This window comes from Shewanella sp. GutCb (genome assembly GCF_002836135.1).
Taxonomy (GTDB): Bacteria; Pseudomonadota; Gammaproteobacteria; order Enterobacterales; family Shewanellaceae; genus Shewanella.
Genome location: NZ_PJBL01000026.1, coordinates 185,549 through 203,910, shown reverse-complemented (window position 1 = coordinate 203,910; position 18,362 = coordinate 185,549). Strand labels below are relative to the sequence as shown.

The window sequence follows — 18,362 nt, the reverse complement described above, 5'->3', positions numbered from 1 at the left end:
ATTATCCTTCTTCGCTAGCAGTGGTAGGCGAGGTAGCGACTTGGGCCCCAGCTTCTACATAGGTGGTTAGCTCACTTAACCTACCCTTGTGATATAAGCTAAGCAGTGGCGACAATAAGGTGTGTGCAGTGTTGCCAAAACACTGTTCGGTAAAATCATCCGGGAATTGATACAAACGCTGAAAATGCGGTTCCATACCTTCACCAAGCTGACTCTGCTCATCAAGCCATTGCGATTGTGCTTCACGTAATTTTTGAAAGTGATCGCCCTCGGCTTCAACATAAGCCAATGCGGTGCGTGGCATAAACATTAACGGTTGTAGTTGACCTTGCTTAAAGTAGCCGAGCCATAGCCCTAACTGGCTCGTTGCTTGCTCGGCGGTGATTGGCGCAAACACATGAAAATGGCCAATATCAAGTAAGTAGCTATTAATGGGCAGGTTTAAGCGTGACACATCGGATTTACCTTGCATCGCGCACAGGCAAAGGTGGCGTAAATACACCCGCACTAGATCTCTGCCATTGGCCGTGCCGGGTCGATAGTTGACCAGACCTTTGGCACATAAATCATCGATTCGACCCACCAGATTAATGGTTCTGCTTGCCAATTCATTGGCGATAGCCCCATCGTCTAAATTCGTTTTAGGGCTCAATGCAATGGCAATATCAACAGACTGACTAGACTCACCTTTTAGATATAAGCTTCGGCCTATGAGCGGCGTTATATCGTGCAGGTACTGTCCCAATAGTAAATCATCAAACGGTTTCAGCGGGATATTGCCTTGTGCTTTTAAGCGTTCAAGTAACACGTCATCGGGTGTTTCAGTTTGATTGTCTATGGCATGATTGATTAACGTCGCCTGCAGCTTATAGCGCTCTAATGCGTTTAAACTAAAGGGCTCATCGTTATCATCGGCACGGATATTAATGGCCAAATCTACTTTTAAGGTGCGATTGAAAAAATACTGTGCAGGATTTCGGAAAAATCGAATTAACGCAGAAAGCTCAATCTCTTCAATCTCATCACTGACTGGCTCCGTAGTACCTAATAGCGGGCTGCTTAAGTTAATAAAGCCGTTAGCGCTGGTTGCTATATCGACAGCGTTATCTTGGGCCATTGGGACGGGGCACCACTGAGCGCTATAACTTTGTTGCACGGGAAGCAAACCTGCGTCTTGGTTGGCGCGGTAGAGGCGTTCATCAAAAGGTTGTAGCGGCTGTTTACAGATCAGCTGTTGCTCAATGGCCTGTTCTATCTGTTCAACCCGTTTGGCCGCTGCTTGATTGTCACCATTGTTATCTGTGTGCAACTCAATCGATGATAACGCTTGGGGTAGATAGACTAATTGACAATATTCGACCAGTTCAGAGACTAACATTGAGGGGATCCGCTCGGAATCATCTCGCTCACTATTACCAATGTAACTGATGTAAAGCTGCTCTCTTGCAGACAGTATGGCTTCTAAGAAAAGGTATCTATCGTCCAAGCGACGGGAACGGTCACCTTTACGGGGTCCCATTTGCGCTACCAAATCAAACCCGACAGGATGCTGAACTCGTGGATAGATCCCGTCGTTCATACCGAGTAAACAAACCACTTTAAAAGGGATCGAGCGCATTGGCATCAAGGTACAAAAATTGACACTGCCAGCAAGGTAGCGCTGACCGACACGTGACTCTGATAATCGGCAGTTAAACCAATTTTGCAGTACCTCTATGGGCAGCGGCGTACTGTGTCCTGATTCGGTTAACTCCTCATCAAGTTTAACGATGGCATCGCGAATTTCTTGCAACTGTACCTGTTCATCATCGTCAACGAGGTAGAATGCAGTTAATAATTGCTCTAGTTGAGCGATACGCTCGGCTAAATGGCAGTTTGTGGCGAGTGCGCTATGCACATCATCAAGCGCTTCAATAAAATCGAGTAACTTGCCTAACGCTTGCGCTGTTTGTCCTTCAATGCCATTCACCGCGAGTGTTTGCTGATAAAGAGGGGCGTCATCGGCAAAGCTATAACCCAAAATAAGGCGTTTTATTCCCAGCGACCATGCATTTTGTTCAAAAGCGGGTAGCTGATGTTCCACACGGCTGGTTTCGTCACGGCCCCAGCGTACGCCAGCTTGTTCTAACCACCGCTTGATAATGGTTAAAGCATCATCATCTAGTTCAAAACGCCTCAACACGCTCGGAACCTCTAAAATGCCGAGAATATCGGTCAGTCCGAAACGACTTTGATTGATATTGAGCAGGTGTAAAAAGCTCGCAATGAGCGGTGATTCTTGCACTGCACCGCGATCCGCAATGGCGTAAGGGATGTAGTGACCGCCTTTTTTCGCGCTGAACACCGCGTCGATATAAGGGGCGTATGCGGCGACATCTGGCATCATAATCACGATATCTTTGGGTGCCAGTGGTTTACCGTTGGCGTCTTTTGAGTTGGATAACATTTCCAGCAGATGATCATGTAAGGTTTCAACCTCGCGCAGCGGGCTGTGGCAGCTGCGGATGGTAATGGAATGATCGTCTTGCTGTAACAGTCTTCTACCTTCTAAATTCAAATATAGCGAGGCATCAGGACCTAAGATCTGCCCTCGGGTGCTGAGCTCTAAAATATCGTGCTGTACGCCATGTAGCATGCAGTCTACGCCAGGATCTTGATAACAGTCTAAGTTAAATGCAGTATGCTCTTCAGGCAATTCCAGCATAAGGTCTAACAGTTCTCGGCCCATCTTGCCGTTATTGGCAAGTAGGGGGTTGCCGACTTCCAGTTTATCTTCCCATTCAATATCGAGTTTATTTTTGTTAGCATATTGCAGCGCCATGCGTGCTCTGAGTCTTGGGTCAACAATATCGCCCCAATAGTGCTGGCAAGGACTAAGGCTAAGCATGATAACGTCGATACGCTTGGCGAGATAATGCAGTACATCCAATGTTTGTGGCGCCATTGAAGAGATCCCAAAGACAAATAAGCGCCTAGGCAACGTCTCCATTGAGGTCTCTGGATCATCTAATGCGTCAAATAGTGCCTGATGTAAATTGGCGCGATGATATTGGCTTTTTTGCAATGTATTGGCATTAAATTCAATGAGCGCCCGCCATAATATCGGTTGCCATGCTTGAGCTTCACCGAGCTTGTCACCTTTAGGGGGGAGGGTGGGTTCATTGGCTTCCCAAGCCGCTATCCAATCGGGACGGTAAACAAGATATTGGTCGAAAATATCCGCGATTTGCCCACAAAGCTGGTAAAGCTTGAGTGGACTGGGCTCTGCATTACTTTGGACGCTACTATCAGCACTATTATCTATGGCGCTATCTTGATTGTTACCATTATTTAAATAGTTAGCTAATGGCGTAAAGTCATCTTGGTCGATAAGTGACGGTAGTAGCTCCATCAACTTCCATGTCATAGCCGCCTTAGTAAAGGCATTTTCCTTAGGTACATCGTCAAGCAAGGTGTGGCAAAGTTGCCAAATGAAACTCGATGGTAGTGGGAATTCAAGTGCGGCAGCAATGCTATTTTGCCGCGCTATCTCTAGTCGTAACCACGTCGACATACCTGGACTTTGCACCAATATGTGTTCTGGCATCAGTAAAGGCGTGTCTGGCAGTGGCTGAGTTAGCTCTGCTGCCAGTAATTGCGACAAGGCTTCCATTTGATTGGATTGGACTAGGTATAGCATGACGTTCCTTTGACAAAAATGCGCTAGGTTAAGCGGATCATTTCTCGAATTTATCCATTCTATGTGTTTGTTTTATTAAGTGCCAATCTCTGTTTGATGATTATGATTTTTAGCCACCTCGATTGTTTGATAAGTAATCGAGAAAGCTTCTTTTGTGGCTTTTTTCCAACATTCTGGTATTTAATGGCAATGTAGTAGCGAGTCAGCTTGTCAAAATCCTTGGCGATACTGGGGAAGGCTGCTGCAACTCGTTGATTATAATCCAGCGGCCCTTCGTTGTAGTCTCTGGGTAAGTTTCGCTTTCTAAGTAGCTTACACACCGCATAATAGGCATTAAGATGTCGGTCTTTTGAACGATGAAATTGTATCAATCCTGCGCTATAGGCGATAGATAGCCCTATCACACCTAAACTGACGATGATAAACATCGCCAGCTTGATGCGAGTGACTTCACCTAATACCTCCTCTAAAACACGTTGCTGTTTGTCAGTGTTAAATCCCAGCACCCATACGCTCCAAAAGTAATCAACACTGGCAAATTGCATTCGCAGCTGGTTAAACATTTCGCTGGTGCGGTAGCTCATGTAACCGAAAGGACTGTCGGCTAAATAGCTCTCCTGTGGTTCGAAAAACGCGTCAAAGCCAGCTTCAATTCTTTCGGGAGCGATCATGGCGGTGGGATCAAAGCGAACCCAGCCGCGAGCGGGTAGCCATACCTCAACCCATGCATGGGCCATATATTGATAAATACTGTAATAACCTGCAGCCGAGTTATATTCGCCGCCTTGATAGCCGCTGACCAATCTGGCAGGAATACCGGATGCTCTAGCCATAAAGGCAAAAGCACTGGCGTAATGCACACAAAAACCGGCTTTGTTATCCAGTAAAAAATTATCGATTTGCTGTTTGCCTACCGCAGGAGGCCGCAGGGTGTAGTAATAAGGCTGCTGGGTAAAGTAACGCATCATGGCATCAAGCCGATCGGTTTCTTTGGGATATTGAGCTGCAAACTGCATGGCTAAACGTGTGGTGCGCGGATTACTGTTGTTAGGCAAGCTTAAATTGACTGCTCTCAAAGCTGGAGAAAGGCTCGGTTCTAACGGTTGGTTTGGGTAAGAGGTGACATTATAGAGCCTTTGTTGATCAATCGGCTTGGAGGCGTACAAACGAAAATCAGCCAACATATTGATGCCGTGATCTTGGCTGGTGGCCCGATCTAAACCAAACAGCCAATGTTGTGAACTTGGTTGAGCTATGACTGAATAGGAGAGTGCTTTGGCGGTGTTAAATACATTATTGCTGACGGGTGCGAAGCGCTGGAACACTGCAGTATCAAGGCCTTTAGGGCTTGTGAGCCCTCGTTCGACAGCGATAATACTTGGATTTTGTAACCACTGGGTGCCATCGTAATCCTCCATCACGATAGCTCGCCAGTAAAGCGCTGAATTTTGGAGCAAAACATTGTCACTAAAGGTGGCTCTAAAAGCCAATTCTGCAGAGCGAGTGAGCTCAGTGATATTGGCGAAACTCACGGTATTAGACAGGCCTGTTTTGGCGCCGCCCTGAGGCGGAACCATCCACAGCGGAGGAATGCGTGGCAGAATAACAAACAGAATGACCGCTAGCGGAACACTTTGTAATAGGATTTTGGCGCCGAGTTTAGCGGCGTGTTTAAAATTATTTTCGTCGTGATAAAGACTAATTAGCACGCAGGTATTAATGAAGGTGACCACAAGTAAGTGCAATGTTGACCACAGACTTTGTTGCTGAATAAAGGTTAAGGCAATTAAAAAATACCCAGCAAGCACCACAACCTGTACATCTCTTCGATTGCGCATCTCAATGTACTTAAGAGCGTAACCTAAGATTAATAAATTGATAAGGGCAGTGAGCACACCAATCTTATTGGCCACCATTGCCAGTGTCATCGCTGAGGCAAAAGCTAAGGTAGTCACCAACCACTGTGGAGGCTTGGCTACTTTGCCGAGATAAATACCGACTCGCCAAATAATACAGATAGTGCAAATGGCTAATGACCATACTGTTACTTGCTGGTACAGAGGCGATAATATGGCGATATTAGTGATCAGCAGCCACATCAGTGTGTGCCTCGAGATACTCCTCTGTGCAGTTAATTTTACTTTTTTATTACGGCTTAATTTAATCATCGCTATGCACTGGGTATTTTTTAGGAAATAGCGCCAGTTGGGTTTGCACTTTTATTCTGTGCTGTTCACCTTTCGCAGGGGCGATGGTATTGGAACCAATTTTGAGGCCGAATATTTGTTGTTTATTCGTCAATTGTTCGGTTTGCCACGCAAGCTTACTTAAGCTCAGTTCTGGGTTGCTGGCGGTTAAGTCTAAGGTTAGCCACATTGGGGCCCCTTGTGGTTGCTGAAACTCTTTAGTTAACATGCCTCGGCCTTGAGCCCATTGTTTCCAAGCCACTTGCTTAAGTGACTCGCCTTTTACGTATTGTTTCAGCCCTTTAAATTCATCGATTCCAGCAATGAATTTACCACTCTGTAATTGATCATCGTGTGCACCGAGATTGTAGGCAAGTGTGTCTTGCCCGCTTATGGGTTTAGCAAAGATAACCTGTTTTATGTCTAAATCAACATGAGACCAAGCTCGGCAAAGTCCTAGAGGGTAGCGTGATTCGACTTTTAGTCGGCCAGGCCTTAATAAGCCGCGAAAAGGGTGCTGCACGGTGAGTCGGCTAGGGAGCGATTGAGCAACCACTTTGTTAGCAATTTCCAACGGTTGGCCATTAAAATTGAGTTGGATCTCAAATGCACTGCTTTTCGATGACAACAATATAGGGATGTAACTAGGTTGACCTGCAAAAGAATGAGTTGATGACTGAGTACTGGAAAGGGTGAGCCCAGCAAGATTCTGGTAACTGTAGATGATACAAGTATTAAACATGCTTAATAGCAAAAAGCTTAACCCCATTACCAGGTTGTTTTGATAATTGGTGCCGAAGAGAAACAGAATAATAAACAAAAAAATCCAAGCAAAACCGAAACCCGTGGGCAGTATGAAAATACTTTTGTGGCTTAAGGTGACTGATTTAGCCGCAGGTATACGCCGAGATAACCAGCTATCTAATCGAAACTTTATCTGACGTTTAATTGCGGTAAAAGTTAATATCATAGATCCCTTTAACAGCGTGATTAAAGAATGGGGTTTACTTGGCTCAATATCGCTGCTGACATCACCTGGCCTTGTTGTTGGGCATTTTGTCTAATTCTATGCTCGGCAACATAAGGGAATATAACTTGTACATCTTCGGGAACAACATATTGGCGGCCATTGATTAAGGCCCAGGCTTTAGCGGCTTGTAAAATTGCTTTACTTGCTCTTGGTGATAAACCTATGCCTTCAGTTTGGTTTCGTGAAGTATTCACTAAAGCCAAAATATACTTTAGCAGTGAATCAGAGGCGCTGACGTCACTGACGTTTTCTTGTAATGCTTGCAGAGTCATCGCATTTAAGCATTGTGGTAACGCTATTGCGTTGTCATCTTGTTGGTTCTTTAACATCGCGAATTCAGAGCTGGGATCGGGATAGCCAATAGATAAGCGCATCATAAAGCGGTCAAGCTGAGATTCTGGCAGCGGGAAGGTGCCTGATTGATCGCTGGGGTTTTGCGTTGCAATAACAAAAAACGGTGCGGGTAAAGGGTATGTTTCACCATCGACGGTGATCTGTTTCTCCGCCATAGCCTCTAGCAAAGAACTTTGTGTTTTAGGACTGGCACGGTTGATTTCATCGGCAAGGATCATCTGTTTAAAAATGGGGCCCGGGTGAAAGATGAATTTTGTTTGTTGTTTGTCGAAAATGGTCACGCCGAGGATATCGGCTGGCAACATGTCACTGGTAAACTGGATCCTTTGATAACTGAGGCTAAGACTTTGCGCTAGTGCGTGAGATAGGCTGGTTTTACCCATACCAGGTAGATCTTCGATCAATAGGTGCCCCCTCGCTAAGATGCAGCACAACGCGAGTTTTATCTGGTGATTTTTACCGAGTAATACCTGATCTAATTGGGCTAATAGAATAGCGATATTTTCATTAGTCATGAGCGTCCTTTACTCAGTTAGATGACAATAATAAACTGCTGAAGCTATTGTTCGCTGGCGAATTAAGCTTCACCATGACTATGGTGGAAAACCCTCTTGCTTTCCACTCTATTATTTGGACTAGGCTAATTAAAATCTTGTTAGCCATAGAATGCCGGTTCGGGGTTAACTAATGATCGGCTGTTGCTGAGATGACTCTATCAAGGGTGCCAGTAACACTTTTTTATCCGCTGAAATAAACAGGGGTTTAAACAGGAATCCTTGTACTAAATCGACGCCAATCTGCTGGGCAAATAACAGTTGTTCCTCAGTTTCGATACCTTCTAGAACGGTGAGTTTATTAGTTTTTTTTGCAAAACTTAATAGGGCGGTAATGAGATGGTGATACTGAGGATCTTTAGCGGTTTCTAGCCAGTATTTATCAAATTTCAGGCAGCTAACTTGGCTTACTAAATCGATTGAAAGCATGGAGTGGGGGGCACCAACGTCATCTAAACCGACGGGAATATCATATTTCAGCAATTGTTTGATAAAGCTTGTGGCTAGGTGTGCATCATTTATACAGGTATTCTCAATTATCTCAACGCAGATATTGTGCTTCTGCCTAAGTAAAGACAGCATGTCAGGAGTATTAAATTCAACCGCATGAGGGTCAATATTAACGAAGAGCACACCCTCTTTAGGTGCATGCTTAAACTGGAAAGATTTCGCCGCCATTTCAACATTGCTGAGTAACTCATGATGAGCATGTAATTCTTCAAACACAATATTGGGCGCTATTGGTATGCCGTCTTGGTTATAAAAACGTGAAAGCGCTTCATAACCGTAGATTTCATTGGTGTGAGGATTTAACAGAGGTTGAAACTCTGCACTTAAATGTAGGCCCGTCAGCTCAAAAATAGTACTTTCCAATCGTAGCGCTTCCATGTGAAATGATAATTGTTAACACTATCATGTATTGAGGTAAACAGAATGGAAATAATATTTAAGTGGCTTATTTATAGACACTTATAAGTGATTAGACTAGAAAGTATAGGCTTGTTCAAGGATTGATTTACAACACTTTGATGGATGAGAACGCTATGTAAGGGCCCTCATGAGTACTGTAATACGCTTAGGTTGATGCGCATGCAAAAGTGTCAGTGCTTAAATTACAGTCGTTAAATGCCGGTCCCTAAATGGAAGCCGCTTAGCTGCGATTCATTCTAAGTATTTATGATTTAGTACTCAAAATCGAGTTCATCTTTAGAAAGTAATTCGGGTATTTTACCTTGCTTTACTTGATAGATAATTCGATAACTTAGCACGGCTTGTACATATTCTCTTGTTTCAGTGAACGGGATAGACTCAATAAAACTCACAGCATCGAGCTGCGCGTCGCTCTTTTTAAGCCACCCCTTAATCCGGTGTGGCCCTGCATTATAGGATGCAGTGGCTAGAACTCTATTATTATCGAACTGTTTAAGTAAACCTGAATAGTAGGCACTGCCCAAGGCAATATTAAGTTTCTCATCGTAAAGGCTACGGGTACCGCGGTAGTTCAGCTTGGCTTTTTTTGCGGTCTGTTTGGCTGTAGTTGGCATGAGCTGCATGTAACCTCTTGCGCCGACACCTGAGGTGGCATTGGGGTAATAAGCACTTTCACGCCTTGCTATGGCGCGTATTTCATCAATATCGACGTGATACTTTTTACTGGCATTGGTAAATGAAGATTGAGCCGCATAAGGGAAGCGCATATCCATATCGTTCCATAATTTAGCTTGGATACTCGCTTGCACACCTAGGCTGTGCCATTGTTGTGAAATAGCATAGACAGCGTACTCTTTTTGCATGGCTTTATCGTATCGATTTAATAACATAACCCATTCAGCACGGGCATCTGACTGTTTGTCTAGCGCTAATAGTTCCGTGACACGCGCTAGCCCTTTATCAGTACCAATCTTGCTTTGACGAGCTAAAACACTAAGAGTCGGTTGATGTTGTACCTGAACGGGGACCTTAATAGCATTTGCCGCTAAAAAGCCATAAAAATTACGTTGTTGGCTTAGTGATAATAATAGTTTTTGAGCCTTTTGTTGGTTTTGCTTATTGTCACTATTGAGCAAAATATTTGCGCGCCAATATGTCCAGCGAGCGGTATTTTGTTTTTCTTTACTGAGCAAAGGGACAAATTGTTCAAATTGAGTGCGTTCATTTGTTCTTAGTGCCCAACGCAATCGCATCTCAACTAAATCGTCACTATCAAGCAGCGGTAACATAGTATCGACAAAACTCTTTAGCTCTTCAGTCTGGTAAATTAAGGCTCTACGGACGAGGTAACGGCTAAGTTGGCGTCCTTTATAATCGCTAAAACGATCAGCTTTTTGATATTTAGCATATAGCTTAACCGCTTGCTTTAAATCTTTTTTTGCTAAACGTCGCAGACCAAAATCTACAATTGTCGCGTTTATCTTGGCTTTCCCACTAAATCTTGAGGTGTGACGAAGGCTACGAGGATCTTTATAGACATTCACTAGACGCTCAGCGGCTTGCTTATTACTGGTGACTTTTCTAGATAGGTAGCTTAATAGGCCGTATTGACCTTGCTTAAAACTGAGCAGCATTCTTGACCAAATCATCTCTTGAGTCTGAAAACCTGCTTTTTTCCACTCCATAAACAGTGGATCACACTCTTTTGGACGTGAACGGCCATAAAGCCAAAGCTCGCCTGCACCTTTGTAGGCTTGCTGCTTGTCGCCTTTTTGTAATTGGGCACGATAAAAATAGCATTGCAATGAGATGTTATTGGGTCTTTCGGGGCTAACAGCCAGAAAGTCATTCCAGCGTTTTTGTTTGCCACTGCGGGTTAAATATCGAGAACGAGCAGTGTTATATAAAGGACTACCGTCAAATTGGAGGAAAGATTCTGCTGCTTTACTACCGGGTTGTTTTAATATCGATTCGATATTTTTGTTAAAATCCAGATAGATAGCTAAAGGGTAATCTGCTAATTTATCGCGTAATTGTTGATAAGTATTTAGCTTTTTTTTATCGAGTGCTTGTTTGGCATCGAGGTAAAGTTGCTGCTCAGGCGTTAACGCCTGAGCAGCAGTAATAGGGTAGGAAATGAACGTTATAACCGCGAATAAAATGCCTCGTAATTGCTTGTGCATCTGCTTAAATCCTCTTTCAATGTCCCTATTGCAAGATATGTTTCTCTATTTATTGCGAGATGATTTCATCTTGAGATAAGCTTAGCGCTTTATCCAGCAACTGGGTATCGACTTTTTTACTGGTTTCGACTCCGAGTAGCTGCATTTGGTGAGCTTGACGTATAACGTTACCTTTACCGGATGCGAGTTTGTTCATGGCATTGTTATAATTTTTATCAGCAGACTCCAGAGAGCGACCGATTTTTTCCATGTCTTCTAGGAACCCACATAACTTGTCGTAAATTTTCCCTGCTTGCTTTGCTATCAACTGCGCATTTTGATTCTGATACTCGTAACGCCAAATATTATGGATGGTTCTAAGTGCCACTAATAAATTGGTAGGACTCACCAGCATGATATTACTATCAAGCGCATAATTAACTAAACTTGGATCATGCTCTAACGCGAGTAAAAATGCCGGTTCCAGCGGAATAAACATCAATACATAATCTAAGCTAGTTAAACCGTGTAGCTTTTGATAATCCTTGTGGCTTAATCCTTTAATATGAGCTCTAACCGATACAATGTGTTCTTTAATAGCTTGAGCGCGCACTACATCATCGTCACTGTTAAAATAGCGCTCATAAGCAACCAATGACATTTTTGCGTCGATAACAACGTCTTTATTCTCAGGCAGGTGCACAATGACATCGGGCTTAAAGCGTTTGCCATCATCGTTTTTTAGTTCGGCTTGAGTGTCATACTCATGTCCTTCGCGTAGCCCGCTTTCTTGTAATACTCGCTCTAAAATAACCTCACCCCAGTTACCCTGTTGCTTGTTATCGCCCTTTAACGCTTTGGTAAGGTTAATAGCGTCTTGGCTCATTTTGAGATTGAGTTCAGTTAAAGAATCTAATTGGTGTTTCAAAGCGCTGCGCTGGTTTTGTTCATGGGCATAAGAGGTTTGAACTTGGACTCTGAACCCTTCTAGCTGTTGTTTGAAGGGCGCTAGCACGCTGTCAAGCTGCTGATTGTTCTGGGTTTGCAGTTTCTCGCTTCTTGCTTCAAATATTTTAGTGGCTAGATTTTCAAACTGAGCATTAAGCCTAATTTCTGTATCTTCTAGTAATTGAATTTTATCGTTAAGCGCTTGCTGCTCCGCATCATAGCGTGCCGTGATGGTTTGTTGCATAGCATTGGATTTAGACAGGGCTAATTGGGTTTCCATTTGCTTGCGCTGATTATCGCTTAACGCTTGTTCAAGCTCGGGGGCTCTTTCTGCTTGTGCTTGTGCCTTACCCAGTTGCTCTATGCGATATTCTAATTTTTCTTGCAAATGACTTAATTGATCATCTTTTTGATGTAGCGACTGTTTTAGTTCTAAAATCTCTGAATTGAGTTCAACTTTCGTCAGTTCAATGTCATCTGTTAGCTGTTTACGAACGTATTCCCATTTAATGCGCGTTTTACGTTGGTTAAAAAGAGCACCGATTAAAATAGAAAGAAACGCGATTGCGATTATGATGATAATCTCAGGAGTAGAAAAAGCGATATTTAAAGGCATGTGAGAAGGCTCTTAACATGGTTGATGAAAACCGTAGAGTGGCATGCTGCTTTAAACACTGCAAGCTTAAGTACATCAAGTATAAGATGAGTGCTGCAGACGTAATCAGCTGTTAATGAAATGTAATGTTTTAACGGTTACGAAATCTTTTACACAATAGCGCGGTCTGATTATTTAAGTGTTTTAATTTGACGGATCTAGAGGATAGCGGCCAATGAATATAATTAAGAAAGCTGCATGGGACAAATTTAAAGATTGTGATGTGACACCTGAAGAGGTTTACCACGACAGAAGACGTATTTTGAAGCAGATGGGGTTTGTGGGCGCGGGAGCCTTGCTTTCTTCCCATGCTAACGCGGGGGTGTTCGATCTTTTCTCTAGCGAAGAGGAAAAAGCGGCCTTTGCACGCGTAGCCTTGCCACATGCGAAACAGACTGAATACGATCATCTGCTTTATGGTGAGCTGACACCTGAAAATAAGGTGATATCACATAACAATTTCTATGAGTTTGGTACCAGTAAGACGGATCCTGTCGAAAATGCGCAGGGCTTAAGGGTTAATCCTTGGCAGTTAGTGATTGATGGTGAAGTTGATACCCCTTTGACATTGGATTATGACGACATTTTAAAGATGTTTCCGTTAGAGGAGCGGATCTACAACTTTAGATGTGTTGAGGCATGGTCAATGGTGATCCCGTGGGTAGGTTTTTCATTGGCCAATCTATTAAAAAAGGCGGGTGTCAAAAGCAATGCAACTCACGTCGCGTTTGAAACACTGTATGACCCTGAACAAATGCCAGGACAAAAGAATCGTTATAGCGGTGGTGGAATAAACTATCCCTATGTTGAAGGCCTCACATTAGCGGAAGCGATGACCGACCTTACGTTTATGTCTGTGGGTTTGTATGGTAAAACGTTGCCGCCACAAAACGGAGCGCCAATCAGATTAGTTGTGCCTTGGAAATATGGTTTTAAAAGCATTAAATCTATTGTTCGAATTCGTGTTACCGATAGTAGACCCAAATCTTCTTGGAACCTCTTGGCTGCGAGTGAATATGGTTTTTATGCGAATGTGAATCCAGAAGTGGATCATCCTCGATGGTCACAAGCGTCAGAACGACGCATTGCAGAAGGAGGACTGTTTTCAGCGAAAAGGATCCCCACACTTCCTTTTAACGGTTATGGTGATTTAGTATCTGGTTTATATGAAGGGCTAGACCTAAAAAGAAACTTTTAGTGAGAGGGTTTGATGAAGAATAAACAATTTAGATTAACCGCTCGCTCGCTGTTTTGGCTTAAAGGCTTGATGCATTGTATCGGATTGTTACCTATTATCTATTTGGTGTTATTGGTATTAAATGATAAGGCTGGCGGCGACCCAGTGCAATACATCATCCACTACACGGGCGTTGGCGCCCTCAACGCATTGATTGCTACGTTGTTGATATCGCCTATTGCCAAAAAGTTTAAGCAAGGCATGTTATTGCAAACAAGGCGGCTTGTGGGCCTTTATGTATTTGCGTACGCAAGCCTGCATATACTGGCTTTTTTTAGCCTAGACTTATTGTTTGCGTGGGGACTATTTTTTGAAGAAGTGCTAAAGCGACCTTACATTCTAGTGGGAGCAGCAGCTTATTTACTCCTAACTGCACTGGCGTTTACTTCGTTTAAAACCGTTATGCGAAAAATGGGGAGACGCTGGCAAAAGCTGCATAATGCTATTTACCTAATAGCCTTACTTATTCCAATACATTTTTATTGGTCGGTAAAATCTGAGATTATAGAACCGATACTATATTTTATAATAATGGGTTTACTGTTAGGAATAAGATTGAAAAAGTCACGTTGGTGGAAACAGTTATCTGTTAAAAGTAAGTTTAAAGGCAGAGTAATAAATCCTGAATCTTAACATCTCTAGTTCAAAGAGGCTGGGTATTGATAAATGCCTGGCCTTTTTTATAGGCATGAATAAGACGTAACGCTATTAATGTCTTGAAGCAGTATCAATTATGCTGTTGATCATCACCGAAAATGGCTATTGCAGTAGCTTAGTACTGGTTCTATTGAATATTGATCTCATATAAGAACGATATTTGTAGCCGATGTGTCGCTGGCGCCCATCCGTAGGCGTTTTGCGAATGTTTAATGGCGCAATTTATTCAACGAATAACTGAGGATTGAGATACATATCGCAGTGCTTCTATAACATCACAATCATTAAGGAGTGGAAAATCACACGGATTATTTTTATGCGCTTTCTTGTTGTCTCATGATTTGGATGACGTCATCGTAAGAGATATTGAATTGACGAGAAAGATTAATTATTTTTGTTTTATATGTTTGAATGCTTTCTTGCTGAGCAAGTAATCTTTTTTCATTATCAACAAGTTCACTCACAGCCTCTTGTAAAATAAGTAAACGTCGTAAGTTAAAATCAAGCGAATCAATATATTTTAGCATTTGTGGCTTATTACGAGCTTGCTCAAGGTCGCTGCTGGTTTTTTTATCATAACCGTATTGGTCTAAAGCTGCGATGGCATTTTCTAAATCAAGATTTTCTTTCATAGGAGTCCGAGGTTAACAAGATTCGCGTCTAAAAGTAGACATTGATATAGATTATAGTTTGTAATCTATATCTGTAAAAGGAAAAACGTCATTTTTAGTATAAAAGGACAACTATTTACTTGGGTTTAGCTTAATGACCTGTCAGTCTAGTTAATATGAGTTAACGCTTTTAAAGCAAGGAACCGCTGATGCAAGATCTATTACCTGATTTATTTGATTCATATGCTGAACGTTTGTCACTGCTTCCCCCCATGTTTAAGTCTTTTGGTAAACAAGATTGTTTCTGGGGTGAAGTTGTAACCGTTAAATGCTTTAAAGATAACTCATTAGTAAAAGAAGTGTTATCGAAAAATGGTAAAGGTAAGGTGCTTGTTGTCGATGGGCAAGGAATAACCGACAGTGCATTGCTAGGCGATATGATCGCAAAAAGTGCCGAAGAAAATGGTTGGCAAGGTATTGTTATTTTTGGCTGCGTTCGAGATGTGGCTGCGCTTAAGACTATGGATATTGGCATACAAGCAATTGGGGCTAACCCAATTAAAACAGTTAAGAAAGGGCTTGGGGAGATTAATATCGCGGTAGAAATATACGGTGTCATTATTTCTCCACACTCATTTGTATATGCTGATCTGAACGGGATCGCAATATCTCATCATGCTTTAGATTTATCCGTGCTAAATTTATAGTAATCGCTTTTTATTATTCAGATGGAATCTGTCATGAAATTTTTAAAATGGTTTTTTGTAGCAATCTTAGGTTTAGTTGCAGCGTTGGTGTTATATATCACCTTAATTTTTGACCCAAATGATTTTAAACCTCAAATTGTCGATGTGGTTAAAGATAAAACAGGTCGTAATTTGGCAATAAGCAGTGATCTATCGTGGACCTTCTTTCCTAGTTTAGGGATCAAGCTCGGGGGGATCACACTTTCAAATCCAGCAGGGTTTGAAAATGCAGCCATGGTTTCAATCAATGAAGTCGTCGCTGAAGTGGCGTTAATGCCTTTGCTAAAGAAAGAGGTAGAGATCTCCCAGCTAAACTTAGATGGATTGACATTGGCGTTAGAAACTCAAAAAGACGGTAGAACCAGTTTTGACGGGCTTACTGGGCAGGCTAGCGATAGCGCTCAACCACAATCCAGTGACGGTGCGACATCAAGTGCAACCTTATCAAAATTAGATATTGGTGGCATTTCAATCACCAATACCAAAATCAGTAATTTTGACCATCAAACAAACGCGACACAAGTGTTGTCACTCAAGTCATTAACGCTAGGGCGCTTTCAGCTAGATCAGTTTGCGACATTACAATATGAGTTATCCGCGTCATTACCCGATCTTAATCTAGACAGCAGTGGTGAAGGCCAAATTAGAGTTTCCCAAGATCTACAACATGTGACGATTAACGATTTTGTGGTGACAAACCTCATTACCGGTAACAGTATTCCAAATGGCTCCTTAAAAGCTGACATCAATACGTCGCTTGAAATGGCGTTAGATAAGCAAACAATGAGCTTAGTGTTAGCCAGTTTCAGTGCCGCTGATATTAATGCATCTGGTAAAGTCGATATTGCCTATGGGGCGAAAGTCCCCTCTGTCGTTGCCAAGCTTGATATTGGAGATATTGATATAGATCGTTTATTGCCAAAACAAGAGGAGGGTGCTGCAACTCAAAAACAGACCAGTCCATCTAATACGGCTGCCGTGGAACCAGATTTAACGGCAATGAAAACAGTTAACTTAGATATCAACGTTAATGTTAAATCAGTAAAAGTAGCCAATTTAAAAACTCAAAACTGGGTATTTAAAATGGTCATGAAGCAAGGTGTTGCCAATATCAGCCAGTTATCTGCCGATTTATATGGTGGAACGATAAAGGCGTCGGCAAAACTCGATGGCCGAAATAAAGTGGCACAGTATCAATTTGACAAACGCTTGAGCGGTGTCGATATTCGTGCATTATTAGTGGATGCTGCTGAAATTGATATGCTCGATGGTACGGCTAACTTTAATGTTGCAGGTAAAGGCAAGAGTTTGCTCCCTGATAATTTGAAAAAGAACTTGCTTGCAAATGGAAAATTTGAAATTGCCGATGGTGCTATTCATGGCGTAAATATTCCACAAATGATCCGCGATGCAAAAGCCAAACTTGGCGGTGATATGTCACCAAGTGACTCAACAGAACAAAAGACTGACTTCACCAGTATGACTGGGTCCTTTAAGGTCGCCAAAGGGCTTGTCTCAAATCCAGACCTTCATATGGCGTCCCCTCTCATACGACTTACGGGAGCGGGGACCGCTAATGTCATCAACGAAGCGTTAGATTACAGGTTGACCACGTCGGTCGTTGGCTCGCTGGAAGGGCAAGGAGGCAATGAACGCGATGCGCTATACGGTGTTGAGATCCCATTTGCAATAAGCGGGACAATGTCAGAGCCTAAATTTTCGTTAGATACTAAAGCCTTGTTTGATTCAAAGCTAAAAGATGAAACCAATAAGCTGAAAGACAGCTTATTTAAAAAATTCGGAGGATTTTGATGTTACATAAAGCAGGATTAGGTTTAGTGGTATTAAGTGCTTTGGGGTGCTCACAGGGCGCGACGAGTCACAGTTCGGTAGAGGTCGCAGAGATGACAAAAGCATCGAGTAATGCAAAGGTGTCGCCAGCGATTATTACTCCAATCGATAAGAGTGATGATATGAAGGCTAAGCTTATCGCCAAAAGCTTGTTTGATGGCAAGCTGATTGTAGATCGTGTTGCAGGTAGTGCAATGAAAGTAACCTTGCAATATACCAATAATCAATCACATGGTGTACCACTGATGTTTCGTTCAGGAATGACTGCTGACCTATGGCTGTTTAATTCAGCAGGCAAAAAAGTATGGGCTTGGTCTAATGAGATGATGTTTACTCAAGCATTACGTGAAACAGTGATGGCAGCGGGTAAAACGCAAAACGTAAAATTTAGCATTACTGCTGATATGGCATCCGCTATAGAAAAGGGTTATTACTTACAGGCAATATTTTCAGGGCGAGCAACTGAATCTACAACGCCTGCAATGGCACCAGTACTGTATAAGTTTTAACGTAAGTAAAGTTAAAGGGGGCGATTGAATCATTTGCCCTGAATATAAATGCCGATACGCTTTGCTTATCGGCATTTTTGTTTTAGCGCCTTAGTGGCTATCCATTCGTTTTATGACGTCAGTAAACGCAGTTTTTATTGAATGTAGTTCACTAACATTGTCAGCCTAACGACACTTGAAGACTGGTTTTAAATCACGGTTATAAGTCGAGGTATACCTTCAAGTTGCTTGTATAGTTAGGTTTCATCATTCG

General features: G+C 42.6%; 13 protein-coding genes. 5 read left to right on the top strand and 8 right to left on the bottom strand.

The genetic code is table 11. From position 1 onward, the window contains the following. Window position 1: 1 nt before the first annotated feature. From recC to rmuC, 7 genes are all read right to left on the bottom strand, one after another. On the bottom strand, window positions 2–3,679 hold the full coding sequence (gene recC / locus CXF86_RS16285; RefSeq protein WP_102039511.1) for an exodeoxyribonuclease V subunit gamma: 3,678 nt from the start codon (window positions 3,677–3,679) through the stop codon (window positions 2–4). 59 nt (window positions 3,680–3,738) lie between these two features. After that, a complete protein-coding gene (locus CXF86_RS16280; RefSeq protein WP_257985395.1) occupies window positions 3,739–5,778 on the bottom strand; it encodes a transglutaminase TgpA family protein in 2,040 nt (679 codons plus the stop codon). Window positions 5,779–5,839: 61 nt separating this feature from the next. Then, on the bottom strand, window positions 5,840–6,835 hold the full coding sequence (locus CXF86_RS16275) for a DUF58 domain-containing protein (RefSeq protein ID WP_101090986.1): 996 nt from the start codon (window positions 6,833–6,835) through the stop codon (window positions 5,840–5,842). A 20-nt stretch (window positions 6,836–6,855) separates the two neighbouring features. After that, a complete protein-coding gene (locus CXF86_RS16270) occupies window positions 6,856–7,764 on the bottom strand; it encodes an AAA family ATPase (RefSeq protein ID WP_102039509.1) in 909 nt (302 codons plus the stop codon). Window positions 7,765–7,929: 165 nt separating this feature from the next. Then, complete coding sequence (locus CXF86_RS16265; RefSeq protein ID WP_102039532.1) at window positions 7,930–8,664, bottom strand: EAL domain-containing protein; 735 nt, start codon at window positions 8,662–8,664, stop codon at window positions 7,930–7,932. A gap of 320 nt (window positions 8,665–8,984) precedes the next feature. Beyond that, window positions 8,985–10,916 (bottom strand): transglycosylase SLT domain-containing protein, encoded by a 1,932-nt coding sequence (locus CXF86_RS16260; protein ID WP_101090984.1) that lies wholly within the window; start codon window positions 10,914–10,916, stop codon window positions 8,985–8,987. Between the two features lie 49 nt (window positions 10,917–10,965). After that, window positions 10,966–12,459 (bottom strand): DNA recombination protein RmuC, encoded by a 1,494-nt coding sequence (rmuC, locus tag CXF86_RS16255; protein ID WP_101090983.1) that lies wholly within the window; start codon window positions 12,457–12,459, stop codon window positions 10,966–10,968. Window positions 12,460–12,673: 214 nt separating this feature from the next. Between rmuC and msrP the strand changes: the two genes are divergently transcribed. After that, window positions 12,674–13,696, top strand: coding sequence for a protein-methionine-sulfoxide reductase catalytic subunit MsrP (gene msrP / locus CXF86_RS16250; RefSeq protein ID WP_101090982.1), 1,023 nt, complete (start codon window positions 12,674–12,676; stop codon window positions 13,694–13,696). A gap of 12 nt (window positions 13,697–13,708) precedes the next feature. Next, window positions 13,709–14,368 (top strand): protein-methionine-sulfoxide reductase heme-binding subunit MsrQ, encoded by a 660-nt coding sequence (msrQ, locus tag CXF86_RS16245; protein WP_101090981.1) that lies wholly within the window; start codon window positions 13,709–13,711, stop codon window positions 14,366–14,368. A 338-nt stretch (window positions 14,369–14,706) separates the two neighbouring features. On the opposite strand, the gene CXF86_RS16240 is transcribed toward msrQ, so the two are convergent. Next, a complete protein-coding gene (locus CXF86_RS16240; RefSeq protein WP_101090980.1) occupies window positions 14,707–15,024 on the bottom strand; it encodes a hypothetical protein in 318 nt (105 codons plus the stop codon). 188 nt (window positions 15,025–15,212) lie between these two features. Between CXF86_RS16240 and CXF86_RS16235 the strand changes: the two genes are divergently transcribed. Genes CXF86_RS16235 through CXF86_RS16225 form a run of 3 tightly spaced genes read left to right on the top strand, consistent with a single transcriptional unit; the run spans window position 15,213 to window position 18,109 of the window. Next, window positions 15,213–15,710 (top strand): putative 4-hydroxy-4-methyl-2-oxoglutarate aldolase, encoded by a 498-nt coding sequence (locus CXF86_RS16235; RefSeq protein ID WP_102039508.1) that lies wholly within the window; start codon window positions 15,213–15,215, stop codon window positions 15,708–15,710. A 33-nt stretch (window positions 15,711–15,743) separates the two neighbouring features. Then, window positions 15,744–17,561, top strand: coding sequence for an AsmA family protein (locus CXF86_RS16230; protein ID WP_102039507.1), 1,818 nt, complete (start codon window positions 15,744–15,746; stop codon window positions 17,559–17,561). Beyond that, window positions 17,561–18,109 carry a BsuPI-related putative proteinase inhibitor gene (locus tag CXF86_RS16225; protein ID WP_101090977.1) on the top strand — a complete coding sequence of 183 codons (549 nt, stop codon included), beginning with the start codon at window positions 17,561–17,563 and terminating at the stop codon, window positions 18,107–18,109. The genes CXF86_RS16230 and CXF86_RS16225 overlap by 1 nt, the downstream gene beginning before the upstream one ends. The last annotated feature ends 253 nt before the right edge of the window (window positions 18,110–18,362 follow it).